This is a genomic window from Streptomyces coeruleorubidus (assembly GCF_028885415.1).
Taxonomy (GTDB): Bacteria; Actinomycetota; Actinomycetes; order Streptomycetales; family Streptomycetaceae; genus Streptomyces; species Streptomyces coeruleorubidus_A.
This window is the reverse complement of record NZ_CP118527.1, coordinates 849,255-872,722: the sequence shown is the minus strand read 5'-3', so window position 1 is coordinate 872,722 and position 23,468 is coordinate 849,255. Positions and strand designations below refer to the sequence as shown.

At 72.4% G+C, this 23,468-nt stretch carries 24 protein-coding genes; 11 read left to right on the top strand and 13 right to left on the bottom strand.

Annotated elements, in window-relative coordinates; all coding sequences use genetic code 11:
* Positions 1-33 precede the first annotated feature (33 nt).
* Positions 34-573, top strand: a complete 540-nt coding sequence (locus PV963_RS04170; RefSeq protein ID WP_274814188.1) for a phenolic acid decarboxylase — start codon at positions 34-36, stop codon at positions 571-573.
* Positions 574-737: 164 nt separating this feature from the next.
* Here the strand turns inward: PV963_RS04170 and PV963_RS04165 are convergent, their stop codons facing one another.
* Complete coding sequence (locus PV963_RS04165) at positions 738-1,520, bottom strand: DUF899 domain-containing protein (protein WP_274821932.1); 783 nt, start codon at positions 1,518-1,520, stop codon at positions 738-740.
* 319 nt (positions 1,521-1,839) lie between these two features.
* Between PV963_RS04165 and PV963_RS04160 the strand changes: the two genes are divergently transcribed.
* On the top strand, positions 1,840-3,120 hold the full coding sequence (locus PV963_RS04160) for an APC family permease (RefSeq protein ID WP_274821931.1): 1,281 nt from the start codon (positions 1,840-1,842) through the stop codon (positions 3,118-3,120).
* Positions 3,121-3,231: 111 nt separating this feature from the next.
* Here PV963_RS04160 and PV963_RS04155 read toward each other — a convergent pair whose 3' ends face one another.
* Positions 3,232-3,681: a spore-associated protein gene (locus tag PV963_RS04155; RefSeq protein ID WP_274814187.1), complete on the bottom strand. Its 450-nt coding sequence runs from the start codon at positions 3,679-3,681 to the stop codon at positions 3,232-3,234.
* 130 nt (positions 3,682-3,811) lie between these two features.
* Between PV963_RS04155 and PV963_RS04150 the strand changes: the two genes are divergently transcribed.
* From PV963_RS04150 to PV963_RS04130, 5 genes are all read left to right on the top strand, one after another.
* Positions 3,812-5,014 (top strand): AAA family ATPase, encoded by a 1,203-nt coding sequence (locus tag PV963_RS04150; RefSeq protein ID WP_274814186.1) that lies wholly within the window; start codon positions 3,812-3,814, stop codon positions 5,012-5,014.
* Between the two features lie 172 nt (positions 5,015-5,186).
* Positions 5,187-6,167, top strand: coding sequence for an SCO2400 family protein (locus PV963_RS04145; RefSeq protein WP_274814185.1), 981 nt, complete (start codon positions 5,187-5,189; stop codon positions 6,165-6,167).
* A gap of 65 nt (positions 6,168-6,232) precedes the next feature.
* Positions 6,233-6,970, top strand: a complete 738-nt coding sequence (locus tag PV963_RS04140; protein ID WP_274814184.1) for a class I SAM-dependent methyltransferase — start codon at positions 6,233-6,235, stop codon at positions 6,968-6,970.
* Positions 6,971-7,058: 88 nt separating this feature from the next.
* A complete protein-coding gene (locus PV963_RS04135) occupies positions 7,059-7,862 on the top strand; it encodes a serine/threonine protein kinase (RefSeq protein WP_274814183.1) in 804 nt (267 codons plus the stop codon).
* Positions 7,859-9,415, top strand: coding sequence for a serine/threonine-protein kinase (locus PV963_RS04130; protein ID WP_274814182.1), 1,557 nt, complete (start codon positions 7,859-7,861; stop codon positions 9,413-9,415). The genes PV963_RS04135 and PV963_RS04130 overlap by 4 nt, the downstream gene beginning before the upstream one ends.
* A gap of 69 nt (positions 9,416-9,484) precedes the next feature.
* Here the strand turns inward: PV963_RS04130 and PV963_RS04125 are convergent, their stop codons facing one another.
* On the bottom strand, positions 9,485-10,654 hold the full coding sequence (locus PV963_RS04125) for a hypothetical protein (RefSeq protein ID WP_274814181.1): 1,170 nt from the start codon (positions 10,652-10,654) through the stop codon (positions 9,485-9,487).
* A gap of 239 nt (positions 10,655-10,893) precedes the next feature.
* On the opposite strand from PV963_RS04125, the gene PV963_RS04120 reads away from it, so the two are divergent.
* Positions 10,894-11,343 (top strand): hypothetical protein, encoded by a 450-nt coding sequence (locus PV963_RS04120; RefSeq protein WP_274814180.1) that lies wholly within the window; start codon positions 10,894-10,896, stop codon positions 11,341-11,343.
* Positions 11,344-11,513: 170 nt separating this feature from the next.
* Here the strand turns inward: PV963_RS04120 and PV963_RS04115 are convergent, their stop codons facing one another.
* On the bottom strand, positions 11,514-11,888 hold the full coding sequence (locus PV963_RS04115) for a peptidase M23 (RefSeq protein WP_274814179.1): 375 nt from the start codon (positions 11,886-11,888) through the stop codon (positions 11,514-11,516).
* Between the two features lie 61 nt (positions 11,889-11,949).
* Positions 11,950-12,324 carry an SH3 domain-containing protein gene (locus tag PV963_RS04110; protein WP_274814178.1) on the bottom strand — a complete coding sequence of 125 codons (375 nt, stop codon included), beginning with the start codon at positions 12,322-12,324 and terminating at the stop codon, positions 11,950-11,952.
* 269 nt (positions 12,325-12,593) lie between these two features.
* Between PV963_RS04110 and PV963_RS04105 the strand changes: the two genes are divergently transcribed.
* Positions 12,594-13,022, top strand: a complete 429-nt coding sequence (locus PV963_RS04105) for a VOC family protein (protein ID WP_274814177.1) — start codon at positions 12,594-12,596, stop codon at positions 13,020-13,022.
* Between the two features lie 69 nt (positions 13,023-13,091).
* Here the strand turns inward: PV963_RS04105 and PV963_RS04100 are convergent, their stop codons facing one another.
* Positions 13,092-14,351 (bottom strand): MFS transporter, encoded by a 1,260-nt coding sequence (locus PV963_RS04100; RefSeq protein WP_274814176.1) that lies wholly within the window; start codon positions 14,349-14,351, stop codon positions 13,092-13,094.
* Between the two features lie 156 nt (positions 14,352-14,507).
* Complete coding sequence (locus tag PV963_RS04095; RefSeq protein WP_274814175.1) at positions 14,508-14,960, bottom strand: YbhB/YbcL family Raf kinase inhibitor-like protein; 453 nt, start codon at positions 14,958-14,960, stop codon at positions 14,508-14,510.
* 133 nt (positions 14,961-15,093) lie between these two features.
* Between PV963_RS04095 and PV963_RS04090 the strand changes: the two genes are divergently transcribed.
* On the top strand, positions 15,094-16,110 hold the full coding sequence (locus PV963_RS04090; RefSeq protein WP_274814174.1) for a sigma-70 family RNA polymerase sigma factor: 1,017 nt from the start codon (positions 15,094-15,096) through the stop codon (positions 16,108-16,110).
* Positions 16,111-16,181: 71 nt separating this feature from the next.
* On the opposite strand, the gene PV963_RS04085 is transcribed toward PV963_RS04090, so the two are convergent.
* The 5 genes from PV963_RS04085 to PV963_RS04065 form a co-directional block, all read right to left on the bottom strand.
* The gene (locus PV963_RS04085; RefSeq protein WP_274814173.1) at positions 16,182-17,384 is read right to left on the bottom strand and encodes an IS110 family transposase; all 1,203 of its coding nucleotides are present in this window, start codon (positions 17,382-17,384) and stop codon (positions 16,182-16,184) included.
* 512 nt (positions 17,385-17,896) lie between these two features.
* Complete coding sequence (locus PV963_RS04080; protein WP_274814172.1) at positions 17,897-19,003, bottom strand: CapA family protein; 1,107 nt, start codon at positions 19,001-19,003, stop codon at positions 17,897-17,899.
* A gap of 33 nt (positions 19,004-19,036) precedes the next feature.
* A complete protein-coding gene (locus tag PV963_RS04075; RefSeq protein ID WP_274814171.1) occupies positions 19,037-19,492 on the bottom strand; it encodes an archease in 456 nt (151 codons plus the stop codon).
* Between the two features lie 56 nt (positions 19,493-19,548).
* A complete protein-coding gene (locus PV963_RS04070; RefSeq protein ID WP_274814170.1) occupies positions 19,549-20,151 on the bottom strand; it encodes a DJ-1/PfpI family protein in 603 nt (200 codons plus the stop codon).
* 36 nt (positions 20,152-20,187) lie between these two features.
* A complete protein-coding gene (locus tag PV963_RS04065; protein ID WP_274821930.1) occupies positions 20,188-21,168 on the bottom strand; it encodes a GlxA family transcriptional regulator in 981 nt (326 codons plus the stop codon).
* Between the two features lie 189 nt (positions 21,169-21,357).
* Here PV963_RS04065 and PV963_RS04060 point away from each other — a divergent pair, with 189 nt between their 5' ends.
* On the top strand, positions 21,358-22,014 hold the full coding sequence (locus PV963_RS04060) for a dienelactone hydrolase family protein (RefSeq protein ID WP_274814169.1): 657 nt from the start codon (positions 21,358-21,360) through the stop codon (positions 22,012-22,014).
* 12 nt (positions 22,015-22,026) lie between these two features.
* Here PV963_RS04060 and PV963_RS04055 read toward each other — a convergent pair whose 3' ends face one another.
* Positions 22,027-23,466, bottom strand: a complete 1,440-nt coding sequence (locus PV963_RS04055) for an FAD-dependent oxidoreductase (protein WP_274814168.1) — start codon at positions 23,464-23,466, stop codon at positions 22,027-22,029.
* Between the last annotated feature and the right edge of the window lie 2 nt (positions 23,467-23,468).

Here is a 23,468-nt window from a genome sequence, read left to right as displayed (position 1 = left end):
CAGCGGCCCTACGGCAGCAAGGAGGTACCCCACATGGCCAGCAACGGAGCACACGTGACCACCGTCCAGAGCCCGGTCCCCGCGCAGGAGCTCTCCGGGATCGTCGGCCACCGCTTCATCTACACCTACGCCAACGGCTGGCAGTACGAGATGTACGTGAAGAACCCGACCACCATCGACTACCGGATCCACTCCGGAATGGTGGGCGGCCGCTGGGTCAAGGATCAGCACGTCGACCTCGTCCAGCTGGACGACGACCACTACAAGATCTCCTGGAACGAGCCCACCGGTACGTCGGTCTCCGTCAACGTCATGCCGGGCAAGCGCCGCCTGCACGGCGTGATCTTCTTCCCGCACTGGGTCGAGGAACACGGCGAACGCACCGTCCTCTACCAGAACGACCACCTCGACGAGATGCGCAGGTACCGCGACGAGGGCCCGACCTATCCGGTCTGCGTCGTCCCGGAATTCGCGAAGATCACCCTCTTCGAGTACGTCGGCCCCGACGACGACACGGTCATCGCCACGGCCCCCGGAGACCTCCCGCAGGGCTGGTCCGACCGCACCAACTGAACCGAGGTCATCCGGAACTGCCCGGGGCAGGCGTGCGCGCCAGCCGCGACGAGGCAGGCAGCGAGGCCCACCGGCACGAGCAGGAATGACGGGCGGCGCCGAATTCCACGGAGAGCTGCTGGGCAGTGAGGCCTACCGACCTCCGGAGGATCCGTGCAGTCGCGTCAGTGGTGGTGGCCGTGCCGGCCGAGGGTCTCCACGGGGGTCGCGCCGGGACGGGTCCACTGCGGTACCGGGCGGCTGGTCGGACCCCAGGCGGCGTTCCCGTCCGCGTCCGAGCGCCAGGACCAGCACGGGCTGCCTCCCTCCGGCCAGCCCTCAGGCTTGTCCTCCCACGCCTCGCCGCGGCCGTAGGGCGTCATGTCGAGCAGGCCGAGGGACCCGTTGACCCGCTCGTTGCCACGGCCCGTCGTGGAGTAGGTGAGGAACACGCGGTCCCCGTCGCGCAGGAAGCAGGTGAGGTAACCCATGTCGCCGCCGACCGGCGCCTCCACGTCGCGCACCGAGTACCAGGGCTGGGTGTAGCCCATGAACTCGACGTAGGAGGCCACCTCGTCCCACCGGCCCGTGGTCAGGACGGCGAACGAGACGCCGCGGGCGCCCAGGTAGACGGCGTCCTTCAGGTGCCAGGCCGTGGTGGTGCAGCCCTCGCACTGCCCCTGGTGCGGCGCGCCGTCGTACCACATGTGCTTGTAGACCACGAGTTCGTCGCGGCCCTGGAACAGCTCCAGGAACGGGACCGGGCCGTCGGGTCCGACGACCTCCACCGTCCCGTCGAACTCCACCATCGGCAGCCGGCGGCGGGCCGCGGCGAGGGCGTCGCCCTCGCGGGTGTGGGCCTTCTCGCGGACCAGGAGTTCGTCACGGGCGGCCTGCCAGGTGGCCAGGTCGACGACGGGCGGGCGTCCGGGCAGCGCCGTGGTCGTGTCGTCCGGCGTGGTCGTCATGGTGTCCTCCGTGGTGTCTCGTGCGGGCAGCGTCGTACGACGTCGTACGACGCTCACCGGAAAAGACTGATGAAGCGGCCGGAACTCATCGCGCGGGGTTGATCTGACGAAGGCCGGTCCTGATCAGGCCGGCACCCGTCCACGTAGGCCGCTGCTTCCCGAGGGCATCACCACTGGTCTTCCTGGGCAGGCAAGACGTTGTTCCGTTCCGTGCCGAACGCCTCAGGGAGCTTTCGTGTCCGCAACCGACAGGGATGCAGCCGCTGCGCCGGACAGAGGGGACGACACCCCGCTGCGGCGTGCCCTCGGCCCCAAGCTGATGGTGCTGTTCGTGATCGGTGACATCCTCGGCACCGGCATCTACGCCACCACCGGTCAGGTCGCCGGCAAGGTCGGCGGGGCACTGTGGCTGCCGTTCGTCATCGGGTTCGTCGTGGCGATCCTGACAGCCGCCTCGTACGTCGAGCTCGTCGGCAAGTACCCGAAGGCGGCCGGAGCCGCGCTCTACACCCAGAAGGCGTTCCAGGTCCCGTTCCTGACCTTCATCGTCGCCTTCATGGTCATGTGCTCGGGCCTTTCCTCGGCGAGCGCGGCGGCCCGTGCCTTCAGCGGCGACTACCTGTCCGAGTTCACGGACTTCTTCCCGCCCACCCTCATCGCGATCCTGTTCATCCTCGCCCTGGCGGCCCTGAACCTTCGAGGCGTCTCGGAGTCCGTGAAGACCAACGTGGTCCTCACGGTGGTCGAACTCACCGGCCTGCTCGTCATCCTCACGATCGGCGCCTGGGCCGTCCTGACCGGTGACGGCGAACCCTCCCGGCTCGGTGAGTTCCAGGCAGAGGGCACCGGTTACGCGCTGCTCACCAGTGTGCTGGGGGCGACGGCCCTCGGCTTCTTCGCCTTCGTGGGCTTCGAGGACTCCGTCAACATGGCCGAGGAGACCAAGGATCCGGTGCGGACGTTCCCGCGCGCCATCTTCATCGGCGTCGCCGTCACCGGCACCATCTACGTCCTGGTCGCCCTGGTCTCCTCGCTGCTCGTCGACTACCGCGTGCTGGAGGACTCCAGCGGCCCGCTGCTGGAGGTCGTCAAGGCCGGCGGGATCGACTTCCCGCCCAAACTCTTCGCCCTGATCGCGCTGTTCGCGGTCACCAACTCGGCTCTGATCAACATCATGATGGCGTCCCGCCTCTGTTACGGCATGGCGAACGAGCGCATCCTGCCGCGTGCCCTGGGTCACGTACTGCCCCGGCGCCGCACCCCGGTCGTCGGCATCGTCTTCGTCTCGCTGCTCGCCATCGGCCTGGTCTCCACCGGGGAGATCGAGGGCCTCGGCGACACCACGGCCTTCCTCCTGCTGTGCGTCTTCGCCGTCGTCAACATCGCCGTCCTCGTCCTGCGCCGCGACCGCGTCGAACACCAGCACTTCCGTACGCCGACCGCCCTGCCGGTGCTCGGCGCGATCACCGCGCTGATCCTGGCCAGCCCGTTGTCCGACCGGCCCGCGGACGTCTACATCCGGGCGGGCGTGCTGGTGGCCATCGGCATCGGGCTGTGGGTGCTCAACAAGGCGGTGCTGAAGGTACGCGGCGAGGCGTGAGCAGCACCGTGGGGGGCGAGAACCGGCACCGGGCCACCACGGCTCCCGCGCGACGGCGGCGGGAGCGTGATGGCCCGGCAGGGGGTGTTTCAAGGTGGTTCATGGGGCCCGTCAGCGGGTGAACGTGACCCGGTGTTCCTTCAGGGCGCCGCAGTTGGAGCCGAACACCTGCACGTACACGTTCTTGATGCTGCCGCCCCAGTCGACGCAGTGGCCCTTGCCGTAGACGTAGGTCGGTCCGGCGAAGGACGTGAAGCGCCCGGCGTCCTCGTCGTACTCCTCGGTGTCGGGCACGGAGATCCAGGCGGACATGTCCACGGCGGTGCCCGGGTTGTTGCGGATGGTCGTGACGCAGTTCTGACCGTTGGCGGAGTTGTAGGTCAGGTAGACCGTGCCCAGGGAGCCGACGGCCGCCGAGTTCACGGTCTTGTAGGCGCTTCCGCAGACCTTCTGCGGAGTGGTGTTGGGCGCGGCGGAGGCGGGTGCCGCCAGGGCGGTCGTGGTCCCCACGGTCAGCGCCGCCAAGGCCGACGCGGCCAGGACGGAACGGGTGAATCGCATATTTCCCCCTTGTAACTCTTCGAGTGGTTGCTCCTGCATGGTGTGACCCGCCGGACATGCAAAGGGTTGTGCGTCAGTTCCCGGGAAAATCAGGTGAGTTGGGGAACGGCAACGCGTGAGAATCCCGTCCGTGATTCATGTTCTGTGGTTGTGCGGTCCACCGGGTGTGGGCAAGACGACGGTCGCCTGGCAGCTGTACCAGGAGCTCAACCGGTCGGCGTCGGCCGCGTTCGTCGACGTCGACCAGCTCGGCATCTGCTACCCGGAGCGGGCGGCGGACCCGGGCCGGCATCGTATGAAGGCGCACAACGTCGCCGCCGTGGCGGAGGGGTTCCGGCGGGTCGGGGCCCGGTGTCTCGTCGTCTCCGGTGTCGTCGACGCCGAGCGAGGCGTCGAGCTCGCCGGTCTGCCGAGGGCCGCGGTGACGGTCTGCCGGCTGCGCGTCGGCCCGGACGAGCTGCGGCGGCGTTTCCTCGGGCGCGGTGGTGATCCCGGACTGCTCGACGCCGTGCGGCGGGAGGCCGACGCCCTCGACGCGAGCGACTTCGCCGACGTCTGTGTCGAGACCGGCGGTGTGGCGGTGCCGGAGGTGGTGCGGCTCGTGCGGGAACGGACGGGTGGCCGGCCCGGGTCCGCTCCGTTGGCGGCGGTCGACGCGGGGGAGCCGCCCGATGTGCTCGGGGAGCGGCGGCCCGCCGACGGCCCCGTGCTGTGGCTGTGCGGTGCGACGGGCGTCGGCAAGTCGGCGGTCGGCTTCACGGTCTACCAGCGGGTGCTGCGCGCCGGGTTCACCGCCGCGTACGTCGATCTGGACCAGGTCGGCTTCTGTCATCCGCTGCCGGCCGACGACCCGGGTGGCCATCGCGTCAGGGCCCGGAACCTGGCGGCCCTGTGGCGGACCTACCGGTCTGCCGGGGCGCAGGCGCTGGTCGTGACCGGGCCGGTCGGTGACCCGGCCGGGGTCGGTGTGTATGCCGAGGCGCTGCCGGGGGCCGAGTTCACGCTGTGCCGGCTGCACGCCGGGCGGGAGGAGCTGACGCGGCGGATCATGCGGCGGGGGCGTGGCGGCGGTTGGCCCCAGCCGGGCGATCCGCTGCGCGGGCAGCCCACCGAGCGTCTGCTGGGGGTCGCCGACGAGGCGGTGACGACGGCCGTCACGCTGGAGGACGCGGGCATCGGCGACCTGCGCATCGACACCGACGGGCACACCGCGGACCAGGTGGCGGACGCGATCCTGGCACGGACAGCGTGGCCGTCCGCGGCAGAACCCCAGGCCGGACCCCGGGCCCGCCTCGGCAGGCGCCCGAGCATGCCCAGGCCCCGCCACCTTTAGTCACGAGTCGCTTACGGCACACGCGAGATCCAGAGGATCTGCTCAGGGGTGTCACACATGCTGCACATCCCCCTTCCAAAGTCTCGTTAGCGTTACAGCTCGATCCCACGTGCGAACGTGACCATGCCGCGGCCGGTGAGCCGCCGGCACAGCCAGATCGGGAAGACCACACATGGACTACTGCTCCTCGTGCCGCCGGCACCTCAACGGCGCCTTGGTCTGCCCGGGGTGCGGCGCCTACGCCCCGGACATCGACCCCTCCGCCGCCGACGGCCGCACCGACCCGGCCGCATGGGAGTACCCGGCCGCCTCCGGCGCACGGCCCGACGGGAACGCGCGCGACAGGAACGTGTGGGACGACGGGAGTGTGTGGGACACGAACCCCGCCGGCACGCGGGAGATCCCCCTCGCGTACACCGGATCGTCCGGCGGCCACGAAACCCTGGGCACCAACCCGTCCCACGGTGAGGGCGCCCCGGGCACGGAACCGTCCGACGGTCACGAGGCCGCGCACACCGCCGGGGCCGACGGCTACCAGGCCCCGCAGCAGGGGCGGGCGGCACGGCGTCGTCAGATGGCCCGCTGGAAGAAGAACCAGCGCCGGGCCGTGGTGGCGACCGCCGTCGCGCTCGTGGGAGGCGGTCTCACCGTCGCCGCCATGAAGGGCGACTCGACGCACGGCGTGCAGTCGGCCACGGCACCCGAGGACAGGACCATGGGCGGCGCCGAGGGGCAGGCGCCGGAGCACGCCGAACCGACGTCGACCCGGCGGGACGTCCCGCGGTCCTCGCCCACGCCCACCACTCCGCCGCACGCCGGCCGCACCTCGCAGCGCGAGCAGCAGCCCCGGGCCACCGCGCCCCGCAGGACCCCGGCGGACCCGCGGACGGACACGGCCACCGCGCCCCGCGAGCTGCCCAAGACGACGCAGCCGAGGACCACCGCCCCGAACACCGTCGACACGGCCACCGGCAACGCCGGCAAGTCGACGGCGACCGAGCAGACGACACCGCCCGCCGCCGACACGGGCTCGGACGCGCAGCAGCCCGCGTCCCCCGAGACATCCCCGTCCGCGTCGAGCCCCACGCCGCCTCCCACGAACTCCGACTCCAACTCCAAGGAGCTCTGCCTGCTCGTCGTCTGCCTGGGCTGAGCGGCGCGACGACAGTCGCCGAAAACCCGTGGCCGCACCGCGGCCGCCCTCGTACCTTCGGACGCATGGCAGACGAGTGCTTCCGGCATCCGCGGCTCGCCGCGGTGTACGACCCGCTCGACCCCGACCGCGCCGATCTCGAACCGTACCTGCGCATGGCGGAGGAGTTCGGGGCGCGCCGGGTGCTCGACATCGGCTGCGGCACGGGCGTGTTCGCGCTGCTGCTGGCGGAACGCGGCGTCGACGTCGTCGGCGTCGATCCCGCCGGCGCCTCCCTGGACGTGGCCCGCGGCAAGCCGGGCGGCGAGCGGGTGCGGTGGATCCATGGCGACGCGACGACCCTCCCGCCGCTGACCGCCGACCTCGCGACGATGACGGGCAACGCCGCCCAGGCGATCGTCGATCCCGAGGACTGGCGGAGGACCCTGCGAGGGGCTCGTGCGGCACTGCGGCCCGGCGGCCGGCTCGCGTTCGAGACCCGGATTCCGGCCCGCCGCGCCTGGGAGGAGTGGAACCGCGAGGCCACGTACACCGTGACGGACGTCCCCGGTGTCGGCGCGATCGAGTCCTGGGGCGATCTGCTCGACGTGAGCGGGCCGCTGGTGACGTTCCGGTGGACCTATGCGTTCGCCGCGGACGGGCAGGTGCTGACGTCGGATTCGACGCTGCGCTTCCGCGAGCGGGAAGAGGTCGAGGCGGAACTCGTCGCGCAGGGCTATGTGGTGGAGGACGTGCGCGACGCGCCCGACCGGCCGGGCCGGGAGTTCGTGTTCGTCGCACGGCGTCCGCAAACAGCCGACTGACTTGAGGCACTGCCGCCTCCGCGCAAGCGGAATCCGCCCGTACAATCCTCGCGACCAAATCGGGGGCGTCATCAGCGGGGGAGTCCGCGTGGAAACCATCATCGTGCAGTTGCCCGGTCCCACACAGTGGGGTGCGGACGAGCCGGGCAGGCCCGACCTGATCCATCTGGGCCCCGGGGACATCGCCGACTTCGGCCGCGGCACGCCCGGCAGCACAGGCGTGCGCATCGTGCTGACCGACCCCGGGATCTCGCGCAGGGCCGGGCAGTTGGAGGCGGCCGGGGACTACTGGCGGCTGTCCAACTTCAGCCCCAGCGTGTCGTACGTCGTGGAGAACCTGGAGGGAGCCGGCGAGTACCTGACCGTCGCCCCGGGGCGGCTCGGCGCGCCCGTGCCGTTCGAGTTCTCGCGCGTGGTGCTCCCGGCCCTGTCCGGCACCGCGACCTTCAAGGTGTTCGCACCCCAGCACGCCTACCTCGGTGAGCAGTCCGTGCCGGGCGGCGGGGAACAGACCGTCCACCCCTTCGCCCTGGACCCGACGTCGAAGTACTTCCTGGTGCTGGTGGCCCTGTGCGAACCCCGGCTGCGCGACCCCTCCGACTCGGCGCTGCCCGGGGTCGGGCAGATCGTGGAGCGGCTGCGGCCACTGGAGTCCTGCCGGGACCTGACCCGCTCCGCGGTCAACTACCACATCGACTACCTGGCCTTCGCCAAACTGCGCCTGGACCTCGGTGAGGAGACCGCGACCGGGGCCGACGGCGGCCGCACCGGGGCCAAGCGCTCCAGGCTCGCCTCCGTCGCCCTGCGCTTCGGCCTGGTACGCGAAGAGCATCTCAGCCTGCTGCCGTCCCGCGGAGCCGGCCGTCTCACGCCGCAGGAGGCAGGCGCATGACGAGACCCGACGACGTCCCGGACGACCTGGAGATACCCGGACCGCCCCGCCTCCCGGAGGGTTTCCGGATCGAGGACTGGGAGGTGGGCGCGGTCATCGGCTCCGGCGGCTGGGGGACCGTCTACGAGGCCCGTACCGTCGCCGACGGCACACCCGCCGCCGTGAAGGTGCTCCCGACCGGCGCCCTGGGGCCCGGGCAGCGCGCCGCGCTCGGTGAACTCGTCGAGCGCGAGGTCCGGTTCAGCGCCGAGGCCGACCACCCCCACCTCGTGCGGACCCACGCCGTGTGCACCGTCGAGGCACCGCACCTGCCCGCCCTGGACGGCGCCATCGCCCTGGTCATGGACCGTGCCGAGGCCAGCCTGAAGGACGTCCTGGACACCGCCGCCACCGGCGGGCCGATCGACCGTGCCGACCGCGTCCTGCGCGGAGTGGCCGCCGGACTCGCCCACATGCACGACGCCGGCTGGGTGCACGGCGACCTCAAGCCCGCCAACGTCCTGCTGGGCCCGAGCGGGCAGGTGTGGCTGGCGGACTTCGGGCTGGCCGCCGAACTCGACGGCACCCACGCCCATCTGCCGCCGCTCGGCACCCTCGACCACCTGCCGCCCGAGTGGTGGTCCCAGCGCACCGGCACCCAGGGCGCCGTCGTCCGGCCCACCGCCGACATCTGGGCCTTCGGCGTCCTCGCCCACCAGGTGCTCACCGGCGGACTCCACCCCTTCCCGGGCGCCACGGCCCGGGCCCGCTCCCTGGCCGCCCAGGCCTACGCACGCGGCACCGCACCCCTGCGGCTCGACGCCGGCCTCGGCGACGACATGCGCCGGCTGATCGCCGACTGCCTGGCGCCGGACCACGCCACCCGGCTCCCGCACACCGCCCGTGGCGTCGCCGCCCGCATCGAGGAACTCACCGGCGATCCGCGCCGCCGCCGGCGACGCCTGGTGCCGGCCGTGGCGGCCGGGCTCGTCGTCCTGACCGCCGCCGCAGTCGCCGGGGCGGCACTCCTCGACGGAGCCGGCGACACCCGGGACGACGAACGCGACCGCGGCGCCTCCGCCGCCGTCACCGGCGCGCACAGCCCGGTGCCCGGTGAGATCCCGGAGGACTCCGACGTACCCGAGGCGCTGCGCCCCGTCATCGCCCGCGCCGCCCACCGCTGCACCGACGAGGAGATCACCCCCGCCCTGCTCGCCGCACTGCTCAAGGCGGAGAGCGGCTTCGACGCCGACGCCGCCCGGCCGGAGAGCGACGAGTACGGCATCGCCATGTGGACCCCGTCGGTGTTCCGGGCCTGGGCGGTGGACGGAGACGGCGACGGCGACAAGGACCACATGTCGCCGCCGGACGCGATCGCCACCATGAGCCTGTACGTGTGCTGGCTCGACCAGCGCTTCAAACAGGCGGGACTGCCGAAGAAGGACCTGCCCGCACTGGTCGCGGCCGGCTACCGCACCAGCGACCGCACGATCATCGAGGAGGGCGGCGTCCCCGCACGGGTACGCCCGCACGTGGACAAGGTGCTGGGCTACCTCGCCGAGTACGAGCGCTGACCCCCGGACGTACGCGAGCGGTGGGCCGGACCCCTCAGGGCCCTGCCCACCGCTCGTCCCCCGTTCCCGTCACGGCCGCGGCGAGCCGCACTCCGGGACGTTCGGCAGCCGGTTGTCCGGCGAGCTGATGTAGATGTTGGAGATGTAGCCGCCGTACTGGGGCAGATAGGCCCACCACTCGTTGGTGTAGGGCGGCACGCTGACCACCTGGCCCCGCGTCTGGCAGCCCACCAGCACCTCGACCCCGGCCGGGAGTTGAGTGACCCGGGCATCACCCGTGGCCGGGCCCTTGCGGACGTTCACGAACTCGCCCCAGGTGCCGAACCACGCCCCCGCCGGCCGCACCCCGCCCGGCACGTTCAGCGAGCGGGTCAGCCGGCCGAGGTCGGTGTACGCCTTCCCGTACGACGTGCCGACCGGATGCAGCGTCAGTACGGCCACGATCGTGCGGTTGTCCGCGCCCACCGTGCCGGTGGTGTGCAGTGCGGGGCGGGTGAGGTCCACGCCGGCGGCGGCCCGGGCGGCGGGAGCGGCGGCCGGTGCTGTCCCGGCCGCCGCCCCCGAGGCGCCGCACGTCCCCTTCGCGTATTCCCCGGCCCAGCCCTGCTTCACCGCCCAGGGGCGGTCGAACGAGCCCGCGATGCCGAAGTGCTGGTCGAAGCGGTCCGAGGCGCAGCGCGTGGAGCGGCGCAGGTCGTCCATTACGAAGTCGCGCACGGGGGCGGGCGCCTCGTCCAGGATGTAGCGGTAGATCGCCACGGTGTCCCGGGCCGACAGGGCGGTGTAGCCCCAGTAGCCCTCGTGCCCGGCGGGCGGCGGCGCGGTGTCGCGCAGACCGAGCCGGGTGGTCATCCGGCCGATGATCGCCGAGCCGCCGTACTGCGACCAGTAGTGGTTCGCGGCCTTGTCGTCGCTGCTGCGCAGCATCGGCTCCAGCCGCGCCCGGTCGGCCTCGGGGATCGTGTAGCCGGGCCCGCGGTTCCACAGGAAGTCCAGGGCCAGCAGCAGTTTGACGACCGAGGCGGACCGGAACCGCGCGCTCTCGTCGACCTGTTCGGTGAACGTGCCGGTGCGGCGGTCGAAGACCGCGATCCCGGCGGTGACGCCGTCCGGGATCTGAGCGCTTCGAGCGGCCTGAGCGCTCGTCCCCGGCCGGGGGAGTGCCGCCGCGCCGCCCGCCAACGCAGCGACCGTGACGACGGTCGCGAGCGCCGCGGCGCCGCGCAGGAGTATGCGCATGGTTGCCCTTCCTGGTCGCCGGTGGCCCGGTGCCCGGTCGCACGGTTGTCCGGCGGAGCCTTGGCCTCGCGCCGACACACTAGGAGCCCGAGCGGTGGGGCCGGTCCTGACGAATGTCAGGGCTCCCCGAAACGAGACGACCTGTGGCGTTCGACCCTGATAAGTGTCAGGTGTCGCAGGTGTGATGACGCCCGTACGGTCACGACCGGAAACACCCGCCGACACACGAAAGAGGGCTCATGAGCCGCCGATCACTCAGGACACTGCTGGCCGCCGGAGGCGCCGCCGCGGTGATGGCGCTCCTCCCGACCTCCGCCCAGGCCGCGCCGCACTCGGGCGGCAACTACGGGGCCTACGGGAACGAGGGGCAGTACCCCACCACCTCCTACTGCTCGGGCACGTTCCGGCAGATCGGGGCCACCAAGTACGCCGAAGGCATGGCCCTGAAGTACTTCTACTCCGACAAGTGCGGCTCCTTCGCCCGGATCGAGAACTCCCGGCCCGGCTGCGTCGCCGTACTCCAGCGTTCCGACAACGGCGTGGGCCGCGTCGACGGCTGGGTCTCCGAGAGCGTCGACCCCGGCATCACCTACGCCTACACGCAGATGGGCAACAACCTCAACGGACGCGTCTCACGCGCCCTGCTCTCGTGCGACGGCCACGACCTGACCGAGACCGGCTGGTACTGAGCCGCACACACGCCACAGGGGGCGGCCGGTGTTCCGGTCCGCCCCCTTCGCGCACCATCCCAAGCAGGACGACAAGAAGGAGTCAGCCGGTTACTGCTGACCGGCAACGAGCCCGCGGCGGGCCACCGATCTCCCGGTGGCCCGCCGCGGGCGTGTGGAGGCTGATGGCGTCAGCAGTCCGGGACGCCGGCGATCTTCTGGCCGCCCCGGATGTACAGGTTGTTCACCCAGGCGACGTCGCTGCCCGAGAGCTCCATGACGGCGGTCCACCAGTTGTTCGTGCCGACGGCCGGGTCGTGCACGGTCTGGCCCTGCTTCTGGCAGATGGCGTCCGCCCACCACTGCGAACGGACGGCGAGGCGCGGGGAGTTGGTGGTCGGCTCCTGGCGCAGGTTGACGTCGGTGGCCCAGATGTAGACGTCGGTGAGAGTCGGGTCGCCGCCGCCTGCGACCGCCGGGGCCGCCTGGGCCGTGGTGGCGAGGCCGCCGACGGCGAGCGCGGCCACGGCGAGGCCCATGGCGGTACGGCTGATCATTCGCTTCATGTGTCTGTCCCCCGTAGGACGATGGTGAGGATGGTGTGGTCGGAAGTGGTCATGATCCGGGTCAGCAGCGCGCCGAGGCGGGCAGGTCGCCGTACTCGTTGCCCTTGAGGTACACGGCGCTGACGTAGCCCTCGAGGAGCTTCACCCAGACGTCGTTGCTGTAGCCGTTGTCGGTGATGCGCTGACCGCGGGTCCAGCAGTAGGCGCCGAGCGGCTGGCCCGCCGGAACGGTGGCGAGAATTCCGTAGGAAGTGCCCGGCCCGTGGCGGACGTTGACGGTCTCGTACGGTACGACCGCGTACGGCGCGGCCATGACGCGAGCGCCGCCCCGCTCGCCCGCGGCGGACGCGGCTGCGGTCCCCGCGGTGAGCGGGCCGAGCAGAGCGAGCGCCCCGGCGCCGACGAGCGCGGCCCTGGCGAAGATGCGAGTGGACATGTCGAGTTCCCCCTGAGGTGTGGCCGACGCTCAGAACTGTAGGGAGAGCAGGGGCGACGCGGTCCCTGACAATTGTCAGGGTCGTGCGGGACAACAGGGGTACGGGCGAGGGTACTTGGCCCTGCCGGGCGGGGCGGCGCGATACGGCCGAAAACCGCTCGACGACCACAGCCGCCTCTGTCTACGATCCACCGCGCGGCATCGCGTGTCGGTCACCGTCCGGGTGAGGCATGGAGGCGCCGCGGAGATGCCCGTGGAGGCATTCAACCGTGTCAGTCGAGTTCAATCACACCATCGTCCTGTCCCGTGACCGGGAGAAGTCCGCTCGTTTTCTCGCGGAGATCCTGGGTCTGGAGGTCGGGGCACCGGCCGGGGTGTTCCTGCCGGTGACGACCGCCAACGGCGTCACACTGGACTTCCTCACCATCGACGCCGACATTCCCATGCAGCACTACGCGTTCCTCGTCTCCGAGGACGAGTTCGACGAGGCCCTCGCCCGGCTCGTCGCGGCCCGGATCCCCATCCAGGCCGACCCGCACGGCAACCACCCGCGCAAGATCAACCGCCACGACGGCGGCCGGGGCGTGTACTTCCTCGACCCGGCGGGCCACGGCCTGGAGATCATCACCCGTCCGTACGGCACGGACCCGTCCTCGCCGCTGAACGGCGTCATGGAGGACGTGCCCGGGGCGGTCTGATCCGGCCCGGGCCGGGGACGGGGCGACGCCGCTCCCGTCCCCGGCCCACCGCTCCCGCGAGCGGGCCGTTCAGGCGGCGTCCTTCAGCGTCAGGGGAGTCGGCTCGGGGCCGGCGTCCGGTGTCCTGCCGCGGCGGGGGAGCAGGGCGGGGGTGAAGAGGAGGAAGACGCCGGCGAGGGCGATGGCCGTACGGGGGCCGGTCAGGTGGGCCAGCAAGCCCCACAGGGCGGTCACGGCCGCTGTGGTGGCCTTGCCGGTGGCCGACCAGGCGGACAGGGTGCGGGTGACCCGGTCCGAGGGGGTCCGGTCGAGGCGGTACGTGGCGAACACCGGGGTGAACACGGCACAGCAGGCGATCAGCCCGAACTCGACCACCATGACCAGCGCCAGCCCGGCCGTACCGGGGCCGACGAAGGCCAGTCCGAGTGACCAGCACGCCCGCAGCACCCCCGCGGCGAGCATGACCCGGTGCCGCCCGAACCGCGTCACGAGCCGTGGTGCCAGGCGTGAGCCGAGCAGGCCGCCCGTGCAGGGCACCGCGAAGGCGAGCGCGTACTGCCAGGGGGCGAACCGCAGATCATCGACCATCAGGACCATGAGCGGTGGAGAGGCCGCCATGATCAGGGAGTTGACGAGGACCGTGTTGAAGAAGAGCGGGCGCAGCGCCGGGTCGGCCAGGATGTACCGCCAGCCGTCGAGCAGGTCGCCCGCGCGGCGGACCTCGCCGGACGCGGGCCGCACCGGGGGTTTCTCCTCGCCGCCGATCGCCCGGAGGCCGAACGCCGAGAGCAGATAGCTCACCGCGTCGGCCACCACGGTCGTCACCGGACCGAACAGCCCGATCGCGGCCCCGCCCAGCGGCGGCCCGACCATGCTGGCCGTCCAGGTCGTCGCCTCGAACCGCCCGTTCGCCACGAGCAGGTCCCGCCGCGGCACCAGCCCCTTCAGGAACGCCCCGGCCGCCGCGTTGAAGGTGATGTCGGCCGCCGCGACGGCCACCGACACCAGCAGCAGCTGGCCGAAGCCCAGCCGGCCCAGGGCGAACGCCACGGGGATGCTCAGCAGCACCCCGCACCGGACCAGGTCGGCCGCGATCATCACCGGCCGTTTACGGCGGACCTCCACCCACGGCCCGAGCGGCACCGACACCGCCGCGCCGACGGCCGGTCCGACCGCCGCCAGCAGCGACAGCTGCGTCGGTCCGGCGTCCAGCGCCAGGACCGCGATCAGGGCGAACGCGTCGAACGCGAGCCATGTCCCGGCCGTGCTGACCGCGTACGCACCCCACAGCCACCCGAACCGCCGCCCCAGCGACCGCCTGCCCGCCATACCCGGCGCACACTCCCAGCTCCCGCGGACAACCCGGTGTTGACCGGCAGCCATCCAAGCGGGCGCCGGGCCGCCCGGGCAAACAACCGTCCGTCACCCGTGGCACAACCGGCCGTTGTGCCACGAAGACACGGGCGGTCCCACCCGTGAGCCGTCTCAGCGCTGGTAGAGCCCCACCAGCGTGCCGTCCGCGATGCGGCGCTTCTCGACCTCCTCGTGCACCTGGTCCGCACGGGGCGCGTCGGGCAGGACGCACGGTTCGGACAGGGCGTAGAGCCGGAAGAAGTAGTGGTGTGCGTCGTCCCCGGGCGGGGGATGCGGGCCGCCCCAGCCACGCTGCCCGTAGCCGTTGACGAGTTCCGTGCCGCCCGGTGGGCAGTGCCCGGCCTCGACGCCGTCGCTGTGCGGGTCGATGCCGACCACGACCCAGTGCGCGAAGGTGCCCGACGGGGCGTCGGGATCCTCGCAGAGCAGGACCAGTTCGGCCGCGTCGTCCGGTACGCCGCTCCAGGTCAGCGGCGGAGAGACGTTCGGTCCCTCGTACGCGTACCGGCGCGCGATGAAGGAGTGGTCGTTGAACGCGTCGCTGCGCATTTCGATGCCGGTCATGTGCCCCGGGGTACCCCCGCGGGACCCGGACATGCGGTTCGGGACCGATCGCCTCGGGTACCCGAGAACCCTCCGGAACGAGCCGGAAAAGGTAGCGAGCCGGAAAAGAGGTAGGGGATGGAGGATCACGAGGATGTCTCCCCTGGCAGAAGACCCCGCGGCACAGCGGGAGGACCGCCGCGCCCCCGCTCGCACCGCACGACTGCGCAACCGCATCCCCGAGCCCGACGAGGAACCCGACCTCCTCGGCCAGTACCTCACGCAGATCGCGGCGACACCGCTGCTCACCGCGGAGGACGAGGTCCGGCTGGCCCGGCGGATGCAGGCGGGCGTACGGGCGCTGGAGGAACTGGAACAGGCCGACGCCGGTGAGCGCGACCTCACGCCGGAGCGTCGCGAAGAGCTGGAGGAGGCCGCCCGGGACGGGCAGGCCGCCAAGGACCACATGGTCCGGGCCAACCTCCGGCTCGTCGTGTCGATGGCCAAACGCCACGCCCACCGCGGGCTGCCCCTGCTGGACGTCATCCAGGAGGGCAACCTGGGGCTGATCCGGGCCGTGGAGAAGTTCGACCACACCAAGGGCTTCAAGTTCTCCACCTACGCGACCTGGTGGATCCGCCAGGCGATCGAACGGGGCCTGGCCGCGCACGCGCGCACCGTGCGGCTGCCGATGCACGTCGTCGAGCAGCTCCAGAAGGTCGCCAAGATCGAACGGCGTCTGCAACTCGACCTGGGTCGTGAACCGAGCGTCGAGGAAGTGGCCCGCGAGAGCGGCCTCGCCGCCGACAGGATCGGCTGGCTGCGCCGCGTCGGCCGGCAGGCCGTCAGCCTGGACACGCCCGTGGACGAGGCCGGTGAGACCGTGGTCGGCGACCTCATCCCCGACACCGAGGTGCTCCAGGCCCCGGAGGTGGCCGAGTACCAGGCCCTCGCCGAGGAACTGCGCGAGGCCGTCGGCACGCTCGGGCCCCGCGAGGCCATGATCCTCAGCCTCCGCTACGGCCTGCACGACGGCCACACCCGCTCCCGCGACGAGGTCGCCCGCCGCGTCGGCCTCACCCGCGAACGCGTACGCCAGCTGGAGAAGGAGTCCCTCGCCCGGCTGCGGGCGCCCGAGAACCGGGACCGGCTGGTGGCCTGGGCGGGCTGACGTCCCGGCTTGATGCGGGGCTGCTGGGCGGGTCTTCGGGTTCGTGGGGGGGGGTGCCTCTATGTCCTTCGTCAAGCGAGGCGTGGGGTTCTGGGTTCGTAGAAGGTGCCGTCGCGGAGCATCGCGAACAGCACGTTAATCCGTTGCCGGGCGAGCCGGAGGAGGGCCTGTGTGTGGGTCTTTCCTCTGGTCCGGCACTTGTCGTAGTAGGTGCGGGAGGCGGGATCGTGCAGGGCGGCGAACGCGGACAGGAACATCGCCCGTTTGAGCTGCCGGTTGCCGCCCCGTGGGGCGTGCTCGCCGTGGATCGAGGTGCCCGACGACTTCGTGGTCGGGGCGAGGCCGGCGTAGGAGGCCAGGTGCGCGGCGGTGGGAAAGCTGGTGCCGTCGCCGACGGTGACCAGCAGCGTGGCGGCGGTCCTGACGCCGACGCCGGGCAGCGACGTCAGGACCTTTGAAAGAGGGTGGTCCTCCAGCAGGGCTGCGATCTGGGCTTCCGTCGCCCGTCGCTGTTCATGGACGGCGCTGAGCGAGCGGGCCAGCGACGGGATCACGATGTCGAGCGTGCCGGTGCCCGGAACGACGACGGTCTGCTCGTCGAGGGCCTCGAAGATGTCGTCGATCAGCCGCTTCGCCATCCGGGGAGCCTTGGGCCGGATCACCTCAACGAGCCTGCGGCGGCCGGCTTTTCGCAGCGCGGCCGGAGATCCGTAGCGTTCCAGCAGCCAGGTGACGGCCTGATGGTCGAGCCGGGGGCCGAGGACGCGCTCCAGGCTGGGGTGGAACTGGGTGAGCAGGCCGCGGATGCGGTTGCTGGTGCGGGTGGCCTCAGCCGCGAGGTCCTGGTCGAAGCCGACCAGAACTGTCAGCTCGGCGGTGATCTCGTCGCTGACCTCCAGCGAGCGCAGGGTGTGTGGCATCGTGCGGGCCGCGTCGGCGATGACCGCGGCGTCCTTCGCGTCGGTCTTCGCCTCGCCGGGGTAGAGATCGGCTATCCGGCGCATGGCGAGTCCGGGCAGGTAGGCGACCTTGCAGCCCGCGTCGCGGGCGACCGTCAGGGGCAGGGCGCCGATCGAGGCGGGCTGGTCCACGATCACCAGGACGGTGCCGAACTTGGTCTTCAGCTTGGTGAAGACGTCCCGCAACTTCGGTTCGGTATTGGGCAGCTGCTTGTCGAAGACCTTCTTGCCGGTCGGGGTGAGGCCGTGCCCGTGGTGGGCGCTCTTGCCGACGTCCAGGCCGAGGAAGACGCCTATCTCGTCGCTGTCGTTCAAGCCGTCCTCCCGAACGGGTTGGTGCGGTACTGGCCCGGGCGTTGGCGTCGTGCGCGCATCCACGTTATGCAGACCTGCCGCCTGCGAAGGGCCGGGCATTGCGCCCGGCCGGGCGGTAGTCGGACCTCTCATCAGCGTCTCCCACGGCGCCTCTCGGGCCCGGTGGCACCACCCCCCAGGTCATCCGTTCGACAGGGGGGACCAGCCATACCGGGCCCGGAGGCCAGTGGCCCTCTTGCAGGACCGCGAAGAACATAACGGGGGCCGGGCGGGTCTTCCGGTTCGTGCGGGGCTGCCGGGCGGGTCTTCCGGCTCGTGCGGGGCTGCCGGACGGGTATCCCGACTCGTGCGGCGTTGGCGGGCGGGTCTTCCGGTTCGTGCGGGGCTGCCGGGCGGGTCTTCCGGCTCGTGCGGCGTTGCCGGGCCGGTCTTCCGGCTCATCCCGCGCTGCCGGACCGGTCTCCCGGCTCATGCGGCGCGGCCGGACCGGTCGGGGCCGAGCCACCACCGGTTCATCCGCGCGTCAACGCCAGCGAGCCGTCCGGCTCCAGCGTCACCCCCACCCCGCCGCTGATCCGGTCGAGCGTCGTCCGCAGCCACGCTCGGTCCGCCCAGGAGGCCGGCTCCAGCCGCATCCGGCGCGCCCGCAGCGGCACCATGCGCAGCCCCGCCAGCCGGCCGCTGACCGCCTCGACCGAGACGAGGAACGCCAGCCGCAGGTCGTCGCGGTACTCCTCGTAACCGGTGATGCCCTCGTAGTCGTCGACGAAGTCGCCGCAGCCGTACAGGATCAGCCGGTCCCGGTACACCTCCAGCGGGCGGGGGTGGTGCGAGGAGTGGCCGTGGACGACGTCGACCCCGCCGTCCACCAGGGCGCGCGCGAAACGGACCTGCTCCCGGGGCACGCGGAACCCCCAGTTCGTGCCCCAGTGCACGGACACCACGATCACGTCACCGGCTCGGCGGATCCGGCGGACGTGCCGCAGCACGGAGTCGGCCGCGGCGGGCGAGAGCTCGGGCACGTACGCCACACCGGGCCGGTCCGCCGTCGCCGCCCAGCCGGACGGGATGCCGCTGGAGCGCGCACCGAGCGCGAGGACCAGCAGCCGGCGATCGCCGGGGAGGGGGACCGCGGCGGGCGCGTACGCCTGCTCGGCGTCACGTCCCGCACCCGCCGTCCGCAGGCCGGCCCGGGCCAGTGAGTCCAGGGTCTCCAGCAGGCCCGGGCGGCCGAAGTCCAGGACGTGGTTGTTGGCGAGGACGGTCAGGTCGGGCCGGGCCACGGCCAGGGCCGGCAGGTTGGCCGGGTGCATCCGGTAGTGGATCTCCTTGTCCGGGGCGAACGTGTCGCCGCGCGTCACCGACGTCTCCAGGTTCACGATCCGGGCGTCCGGGGCGGCCTCGTCCAGCACCCGCAGCGCCTCGCCCCACGGCCAGGACGGATCGACGGGGGCGGGCACCGGGCCGTGCGCCGACTGCGCCAGCCGGACGTAGGACCGCGCGTCCTCGACGTACGCCTCCCGCAGTGCCGGATCACACGGGTGCGCCAGGATCTGGTCGACGCCGCGCCCGAGCATCACGTCACCGCACAGGAACAGCGTCACGACGCCGCCGCCCACACCTCCACGGTAGGCGCACCCCGGCCGACGGGGTCACGCGTCGACCGTCACCGCACACGACCACCCGTACGGATCCGGCCCGATCCGCAGCTCGTTCCACTCGACGGCCGTCGGAACCGCCCCGGTGATCTCCACATTCGCCAGACCGGTCACCGCCAGCCGTACGTCCAGGCCGCCGTCGGCCTCGTCCGCCTCCACGTCCACCGGCACCTGGCCGTACTCCTCCAGCCGGAAGATGATCTCGTCCAGCAGCGAGACGAGCAGGTCGTCGTCGCTGGCCTCGGCCAGCCGCACCCGGTCCACGGCGGTCGGACGCACTCCGGAGACGTCCGCGAAGCACTCCACCATCGCCAGGACGGCCTCCGCCAGACAGTGCTCCCGGCACGCCGCCCACGCCTCGATCCGGATGTACTCGGGATGTGGCACCGCCCGGTGCCCGCACTCGCCCGCCTGCCGTCCCTGCCCCTCGTCGCCCCTGTCACCTGCCATGAACATCGACTGCCCGAGGCTCGCGCCCCCATGCAGCGACCGGCCCGGCGCGTGGGTCAGACCGGCTCGTCCGCGAGGTACGGCGGCGCCGGGTCGTACTGGATGTGGCGGCGCACGGCCCTGGCGTGGTCACGGCCGTGCAGCCGGCCGACGAGCCACAGCGCGCTGTCGATGCCGGCCGAGACGCCCTGGCTGGTGACCAGGTCGCCGTCCACGACGTAGCGGACGTCCCGGACGACCGTCACGTCACCGAGGGCCTCGAGGGTGTCTTCCTGGCTCCAGTGCGTGGCCACCCGCCGCCCGCGTGCGGGACCCGCGGCGTGCAGCAGGATCGTGCCGGTGCACACGCCGTGCACCCACGCGGCCCGCTCCGCGGTCTTCCCGATCCAGTCGGTGACCACCGGGTTGTGGATCTGGACCTCGCGCGCGCCCCGGCCACCCGGCACGTGCAGCACGTCGAGCGGCGGATGGTCGTCCAAGGTGTGGTCGGGCAGGACCCGCAGGCCCTTGTTGCAGCGCACCGGGCCGGGGTGCTCGGCGACGAGCACGGCCGTGTCCGCGCCGTCGCGCAGCCGGGCGGAGACGTTGAAGACCTCCCAGGGGCCCACGAAGTCGAGCTCCTCGGCGTCCTCGAAGACCAGCAGGCCGTATGTCGTCATACGGGTTCCCCTTTCCATGAGAAGTGGTGAGCGTTACTACGAGACGGGGTGAGCGCCGGCGGGTTCCGCGGTGGAGCGGAAGCGGGCGCGGTAGTCGGACGGCGCGATGCCGAGCCGGCGGTGGAACGTGCGGCGCAGGGTCTCGGCGGTGGCGAAGCCGTAGCGGCGGGCGATGGCCTCGACCGGTTCGTCGCCCTCGGTGAGGGCGCGCTGGGCCGCCTCGACGCGCACCCGCTCGACGTACGCGGCCGGCGGCACGCCCAGTTCGGCGGTGAAACGGCGCTGGAGGTGCCGTGGGCTCAGCCCGGCGTGCGCGGCGAGGCCGGCGATGTCGTGCCGGGCGCCCGGATCGGCGTGGATCGCGGTGACGGCGGCCCGTACCGGGTCCGTCGCCGGCTGCCGCGCCCACAACGCCACGCTGAACTGCGACTGCCCGCCCGGCCGGCGCAGGAACAGCACCAGCCGGCGGGCCACCGCGTGCGCGACGTCCCGGCCCAGATCGTCCTCCACCAGGGCGAGCGCCAGATCCATGCCGGCCGTCACACCGGCCGACGTCCACACCCGCCCGTCCCGGACGAAGATCGGCTCACAGTCCACCCGCACCTCGGGGTGCTCCCGGGCCAGCTGCTGCTCGCGGGCCCAGTGCGTGGTGACCCGGCGCCCGTCCAGCAGTCCCGCCGCCGCCAGCAGGAACACCCCGCTGCACACCGAGGCCACGCGCCGGGCACCGGCCGCCGCGGCGGCGATCCAGGAGACCAGCGCCTCGTCCTGCCGGGCCCGGTCGACACCCCGGCCGCCGACCACCACGAGCGTGTCGATCCCGGCCGGGCCGAGGTCCGCCACGCCGTGCTCGGCATGCACGAGCAGCCCGCTGCCCGAGCTGACCGGTCCCGCCCGGGGCGCCACGACCTCGCAGGCGTAGTCGTCGCCCGCGCTGTGGAACACCTCGTGCGGGCCGGTGAGGTCGAGCGGCTGAAAGCCGTCGAAGACGACGAAGACGATACGGCGGGGAGTCACGACACGGCGGGGAGTCACGCCTCCACGCTCCTCCGGCCCGCGGTATGGCGTCAACGACACACATCCCACAGATCGCGCCATGCGGGAGGCGGGACGGCCGCCGCAGGGTGGGTAGGCGGGCGGAAGAACCCGGGAACCGGCGGACGAACGGCTCCGGGAATCCGGGAATTGGGGGAGAGGAGGCCTCCGATGATCTCCCAGACGGTCACCGTGCCCGCCGACGGCGCCGCGCTCACCGGCGATCTGACCGTGCCGCCGGCCGCCCGCGCGGTCGTGCTGTTCGCGCACGGCAGCGGCAGCTCCCGGCACAGCCCCCGCAACCGCGAGGTCGCCGCCGGCCTGCGCACCGCCGGACTCGGCACCCTGCTGATCGACCTGCTCACCGAGGAGGAGGAACGGCTCGACGTCGTCACCGCCGAACTCCGCTTCGACATCCCCCTGCTGGGCCGTCGGCTGGTGGCCGCCGTCGACTGGCTGGCACAGTCGCCCGGCACCCAGAGCCTGCCCGTCGTCCTGTTCGGTGCCAGCACCGGCGCGGGCGCGGCTCTGGTCGCCGCCGCTGAGCGCCCCGACCGGGTGCCGGCGGTCGTCTCGCGCGGCGGGCGGCCCGACCTGGCGGGCGACGCCCTGGACGCCGTCCGGGCTTCGGTGCTGCTGATCGTGGGCGGCCGGGACCGGCAGGTGCTGCGACTCAACGAGGAGGCGGCCCGCCGGCTGCACGTCCCGCACACCATCCACGTGGTGCCCGGCGCCACGCATCTGTTCGAGGAACCGGGCGCACTCGACCAGGTCACCGAGGTGGTCCGGCAGTGGTGCCACGACCAGCTGAGGACCGCGGCGGGCTGACGGCGGCCCGCGTCAGCCGGCCACCGGCACATCGATGCGCAGCCGGGCGCCCTGCCGCAGCAGTTCCCGCTGCACCAGCCGGTACGGCACACCCCGAGGCCCGTGCTTGTGACGTACGGTCAGCGCGGCGCACACGCCCGCCGCCTGGCCGGTCGCCATCGCGATCGGCATGACCCGGTACGAGGAGTGCGCCACGTGCGTCCCCGAGATGCAGCGGCCCGCCACCAGCAGCCGCTCCGTGCCCTTCGGTACGAGACAGCGCAGCGGGATGTCGTAGAAGCTGCCCGCGGGCACCCGCTTCAGGACCGTCCCGGAGCCGCGCGGGTTGTGGATGTCGACCGGGTAGGCGCCGTGCGCGACGACGTCCGGGAAGCGCCGGGCGGCCAGGATGTCGTGGCCGGTGAGGTGGTAGTCGCCGACGACGCGCCGGGTCTCCCGGACGCCGATGTGGGTGCCGCTCTGCACCACGTACGACTCCTCGAAACCGGGCACCCTGGTGCGCAGGAAACGGTCGATCTCCGCGAGCTGGCGCCGGGCGGTGTACTCGGCCCGGGTCAGGTCCCACACGCTGGTGCCGAGCACCCTGTTCACGCGGGTGCTGTTGACGCTGACCTCGCGCGGATGCGGCGTCGCGAAGAACAGGATGTCCTCGCGCGGCAGCCGCAGATCACCGTCCGCCCGGGCCTCCTCGACCAGGTCCCACAGACCGTGCACCCCGCGCCACTGGTCGGGATGCTCCCGCACGTACTCCGCGAAGTCGGGCCGGGCGAAGTCCGCGACCCGGAACATCAGCGTCATCGGCTGCACCAGCCCGTCCTCCGGCCGGCCGATCTCGTACGGCGCCCCGCAGGCCGCCGCGACGTCGCCGTCGCCCGTGCCGTCCACGACCACGTCGGCGTCGATCACCACCGGCCCCGACTTGGTCTCGAACACCACCCGCCAGCCGTCGTCGAGGCGCAGCGCGGTGGAGGCGAAGGCGTGGAACAGCATCCGCACGCCCGCCTCGTCCATCATCTCGAGCAGGACCAGCTTGAAGAGCTCCGGGTCGAAGGGAACCGTGTACCCGGTCCTCGGGGAGGGCTTGAGACAGCCGCCGCGCCCCATGAGCCGGTCCAGCAGCTGCCACAGCACGCCCTGGACGACCGGCTCGCCCTCGCCGTGGTCGGTGGGCAGCAGCCGGGCCTCGTCTCCGGACTCGGTGAACGTGGCCTGCTTGTGCTCGTTGTGGAACGACATCAGCGGCATGACCAGCGCCGCGGTCGCGTTGCCGCCGAGGAATCCGTAGCGCTCCACCAGGACGACCTCGGCCCCGGCGTCGGCCGCCGCGACCGCGGCGGCGAACCCGGCCGGGCCGCCGCCGACGACCAGGACCTCCGTCCGGCCGCCGTGCCGTGCGGGCCGTGCGGGCAGGGTGACCGTGTGGGGCTCGCGCGGTTCTTGCAGGATCGGCATCG

Coding starts and splice junctions, on each gene's coding strand:
- PV963_RS04170 (WP_274814188.1), top strand. CDS start 34: ATGGCCAGCAACGGAGCACACGTGACCACCGTCCAGAGCCCGGTCCCC.
- PV963_RS04165 (WP_274821932.1), bottom strand. CDS start 1,520: ATGACGACCACGCCGGACGACACGACCACGGCGCTGCCCGGACGCCCG.
- PV963_RS04160 (WP_274821931.1), top strand. CDS start 1,840: ATGGTGCTGTTCGTGATCGGTGACATCCTCGGCACCGGCATCTACGCC.
- PV963_RS04155 (WP_274814187.1), bottom strand. CDS start 3,681: ATGCGATTCACCCGTTCCGTCCTGGCCGCGTCGGCCTTGGCGGCGCTG.
- PV963_RS04145 (WP_274814185.1), top strand. CDS start 5,187: ATGGACTACTGCTCCTCGTGCCGCCGGCACCTCAACGGCGCCTTGGTC.
- PV963_RS04140 (WP_274814184.1), top strand. CDS start 6,233: ATGGCAGACGAGTGCTTCCGGCATCCGCGGCTCGCCGCGGTGTACGAC.
- PV963_RS04130 (WP_274814182.1), top strand. CDS start 7,859: ATGACGAGACCCGACGACGTCCCGGACGACCTGGAGATACCCGGACCG.
- PV963_RS04125 (WP_274814181.1), bottom strand. CDS start 10,654: ATGCGCATACTCCTGCGCGGCGCCGCGGCGCTCGCGACCGTCGTCACG.
- PV963_RS04120 (WP_274814180.1), top strand. CDS start 10,894: ATGAGCCGCCGATCACTCAGGACACTGCTGGCCGCCGGAGGCGCCGCC.
- PV963_RS04115 (WP_274814179.1), bottom strand. CDS start 11,888: ATGAAGCGAATGATCAGCCGTACCGCCATGGGCCTCGCCGTGGCCGCG.
- PV963_RS04110 (WP_274814178.1), bottom strand. CDS start 12,324: ATGTCCACTCGCATCTTCGCCAGGGCCGCGCTCGTCGGCGCCGGGGCG.
- PV963_RS04100 (WP_274814176.1), bottom strand. CDS start 14,351: ATGGCGGGCAGGCGGTCGCTGGGGCGGCGGTTCGGGTGGCTGTGGGGT.
- PV963_RS04095 (WP_274814175.1), bottom strand. CDS start 14,960: ATGACCGGCATCGAAATGCGCAGCGACGCGTTCAACGACCACTCCTTC.
- PV963_RS04090 (WP_274814174.1), top strand. CDS start 15,094: ATGTCTCCCCTGGCAGAAGACCCCGCGGCACAGCGGGAGGACCGCCGC.
- PV963_RS04075 (WP_274814171.1), bottom strand. CDS start 19,492: ATGGCAGGTGACAGGGGCGACGAGGGGCAGGGACGGCAGGCGGGCGAG.
- PV963_RS04070 (WP_274814170.1), bottom strand. CDS start 20,151: ATGACGACATACGGCCTGCTGGTCTTCGAGGACGCCGAGGAGCTCGAC.
- PV963_RS04060 (WP_274814169.1), top strand. CDS start 21,358: ATGATCTCCCAGACGGTCACCGTGCCCGCCGACGGCGCCGCGCTCACC.
- PV963_RS04055 (WP_274814168.1), bottom strand. CDS start 23,466: ATGCCGATCCTGCAAGAACCGCGCGAGCCCCACACGGTCACCCTGCCC.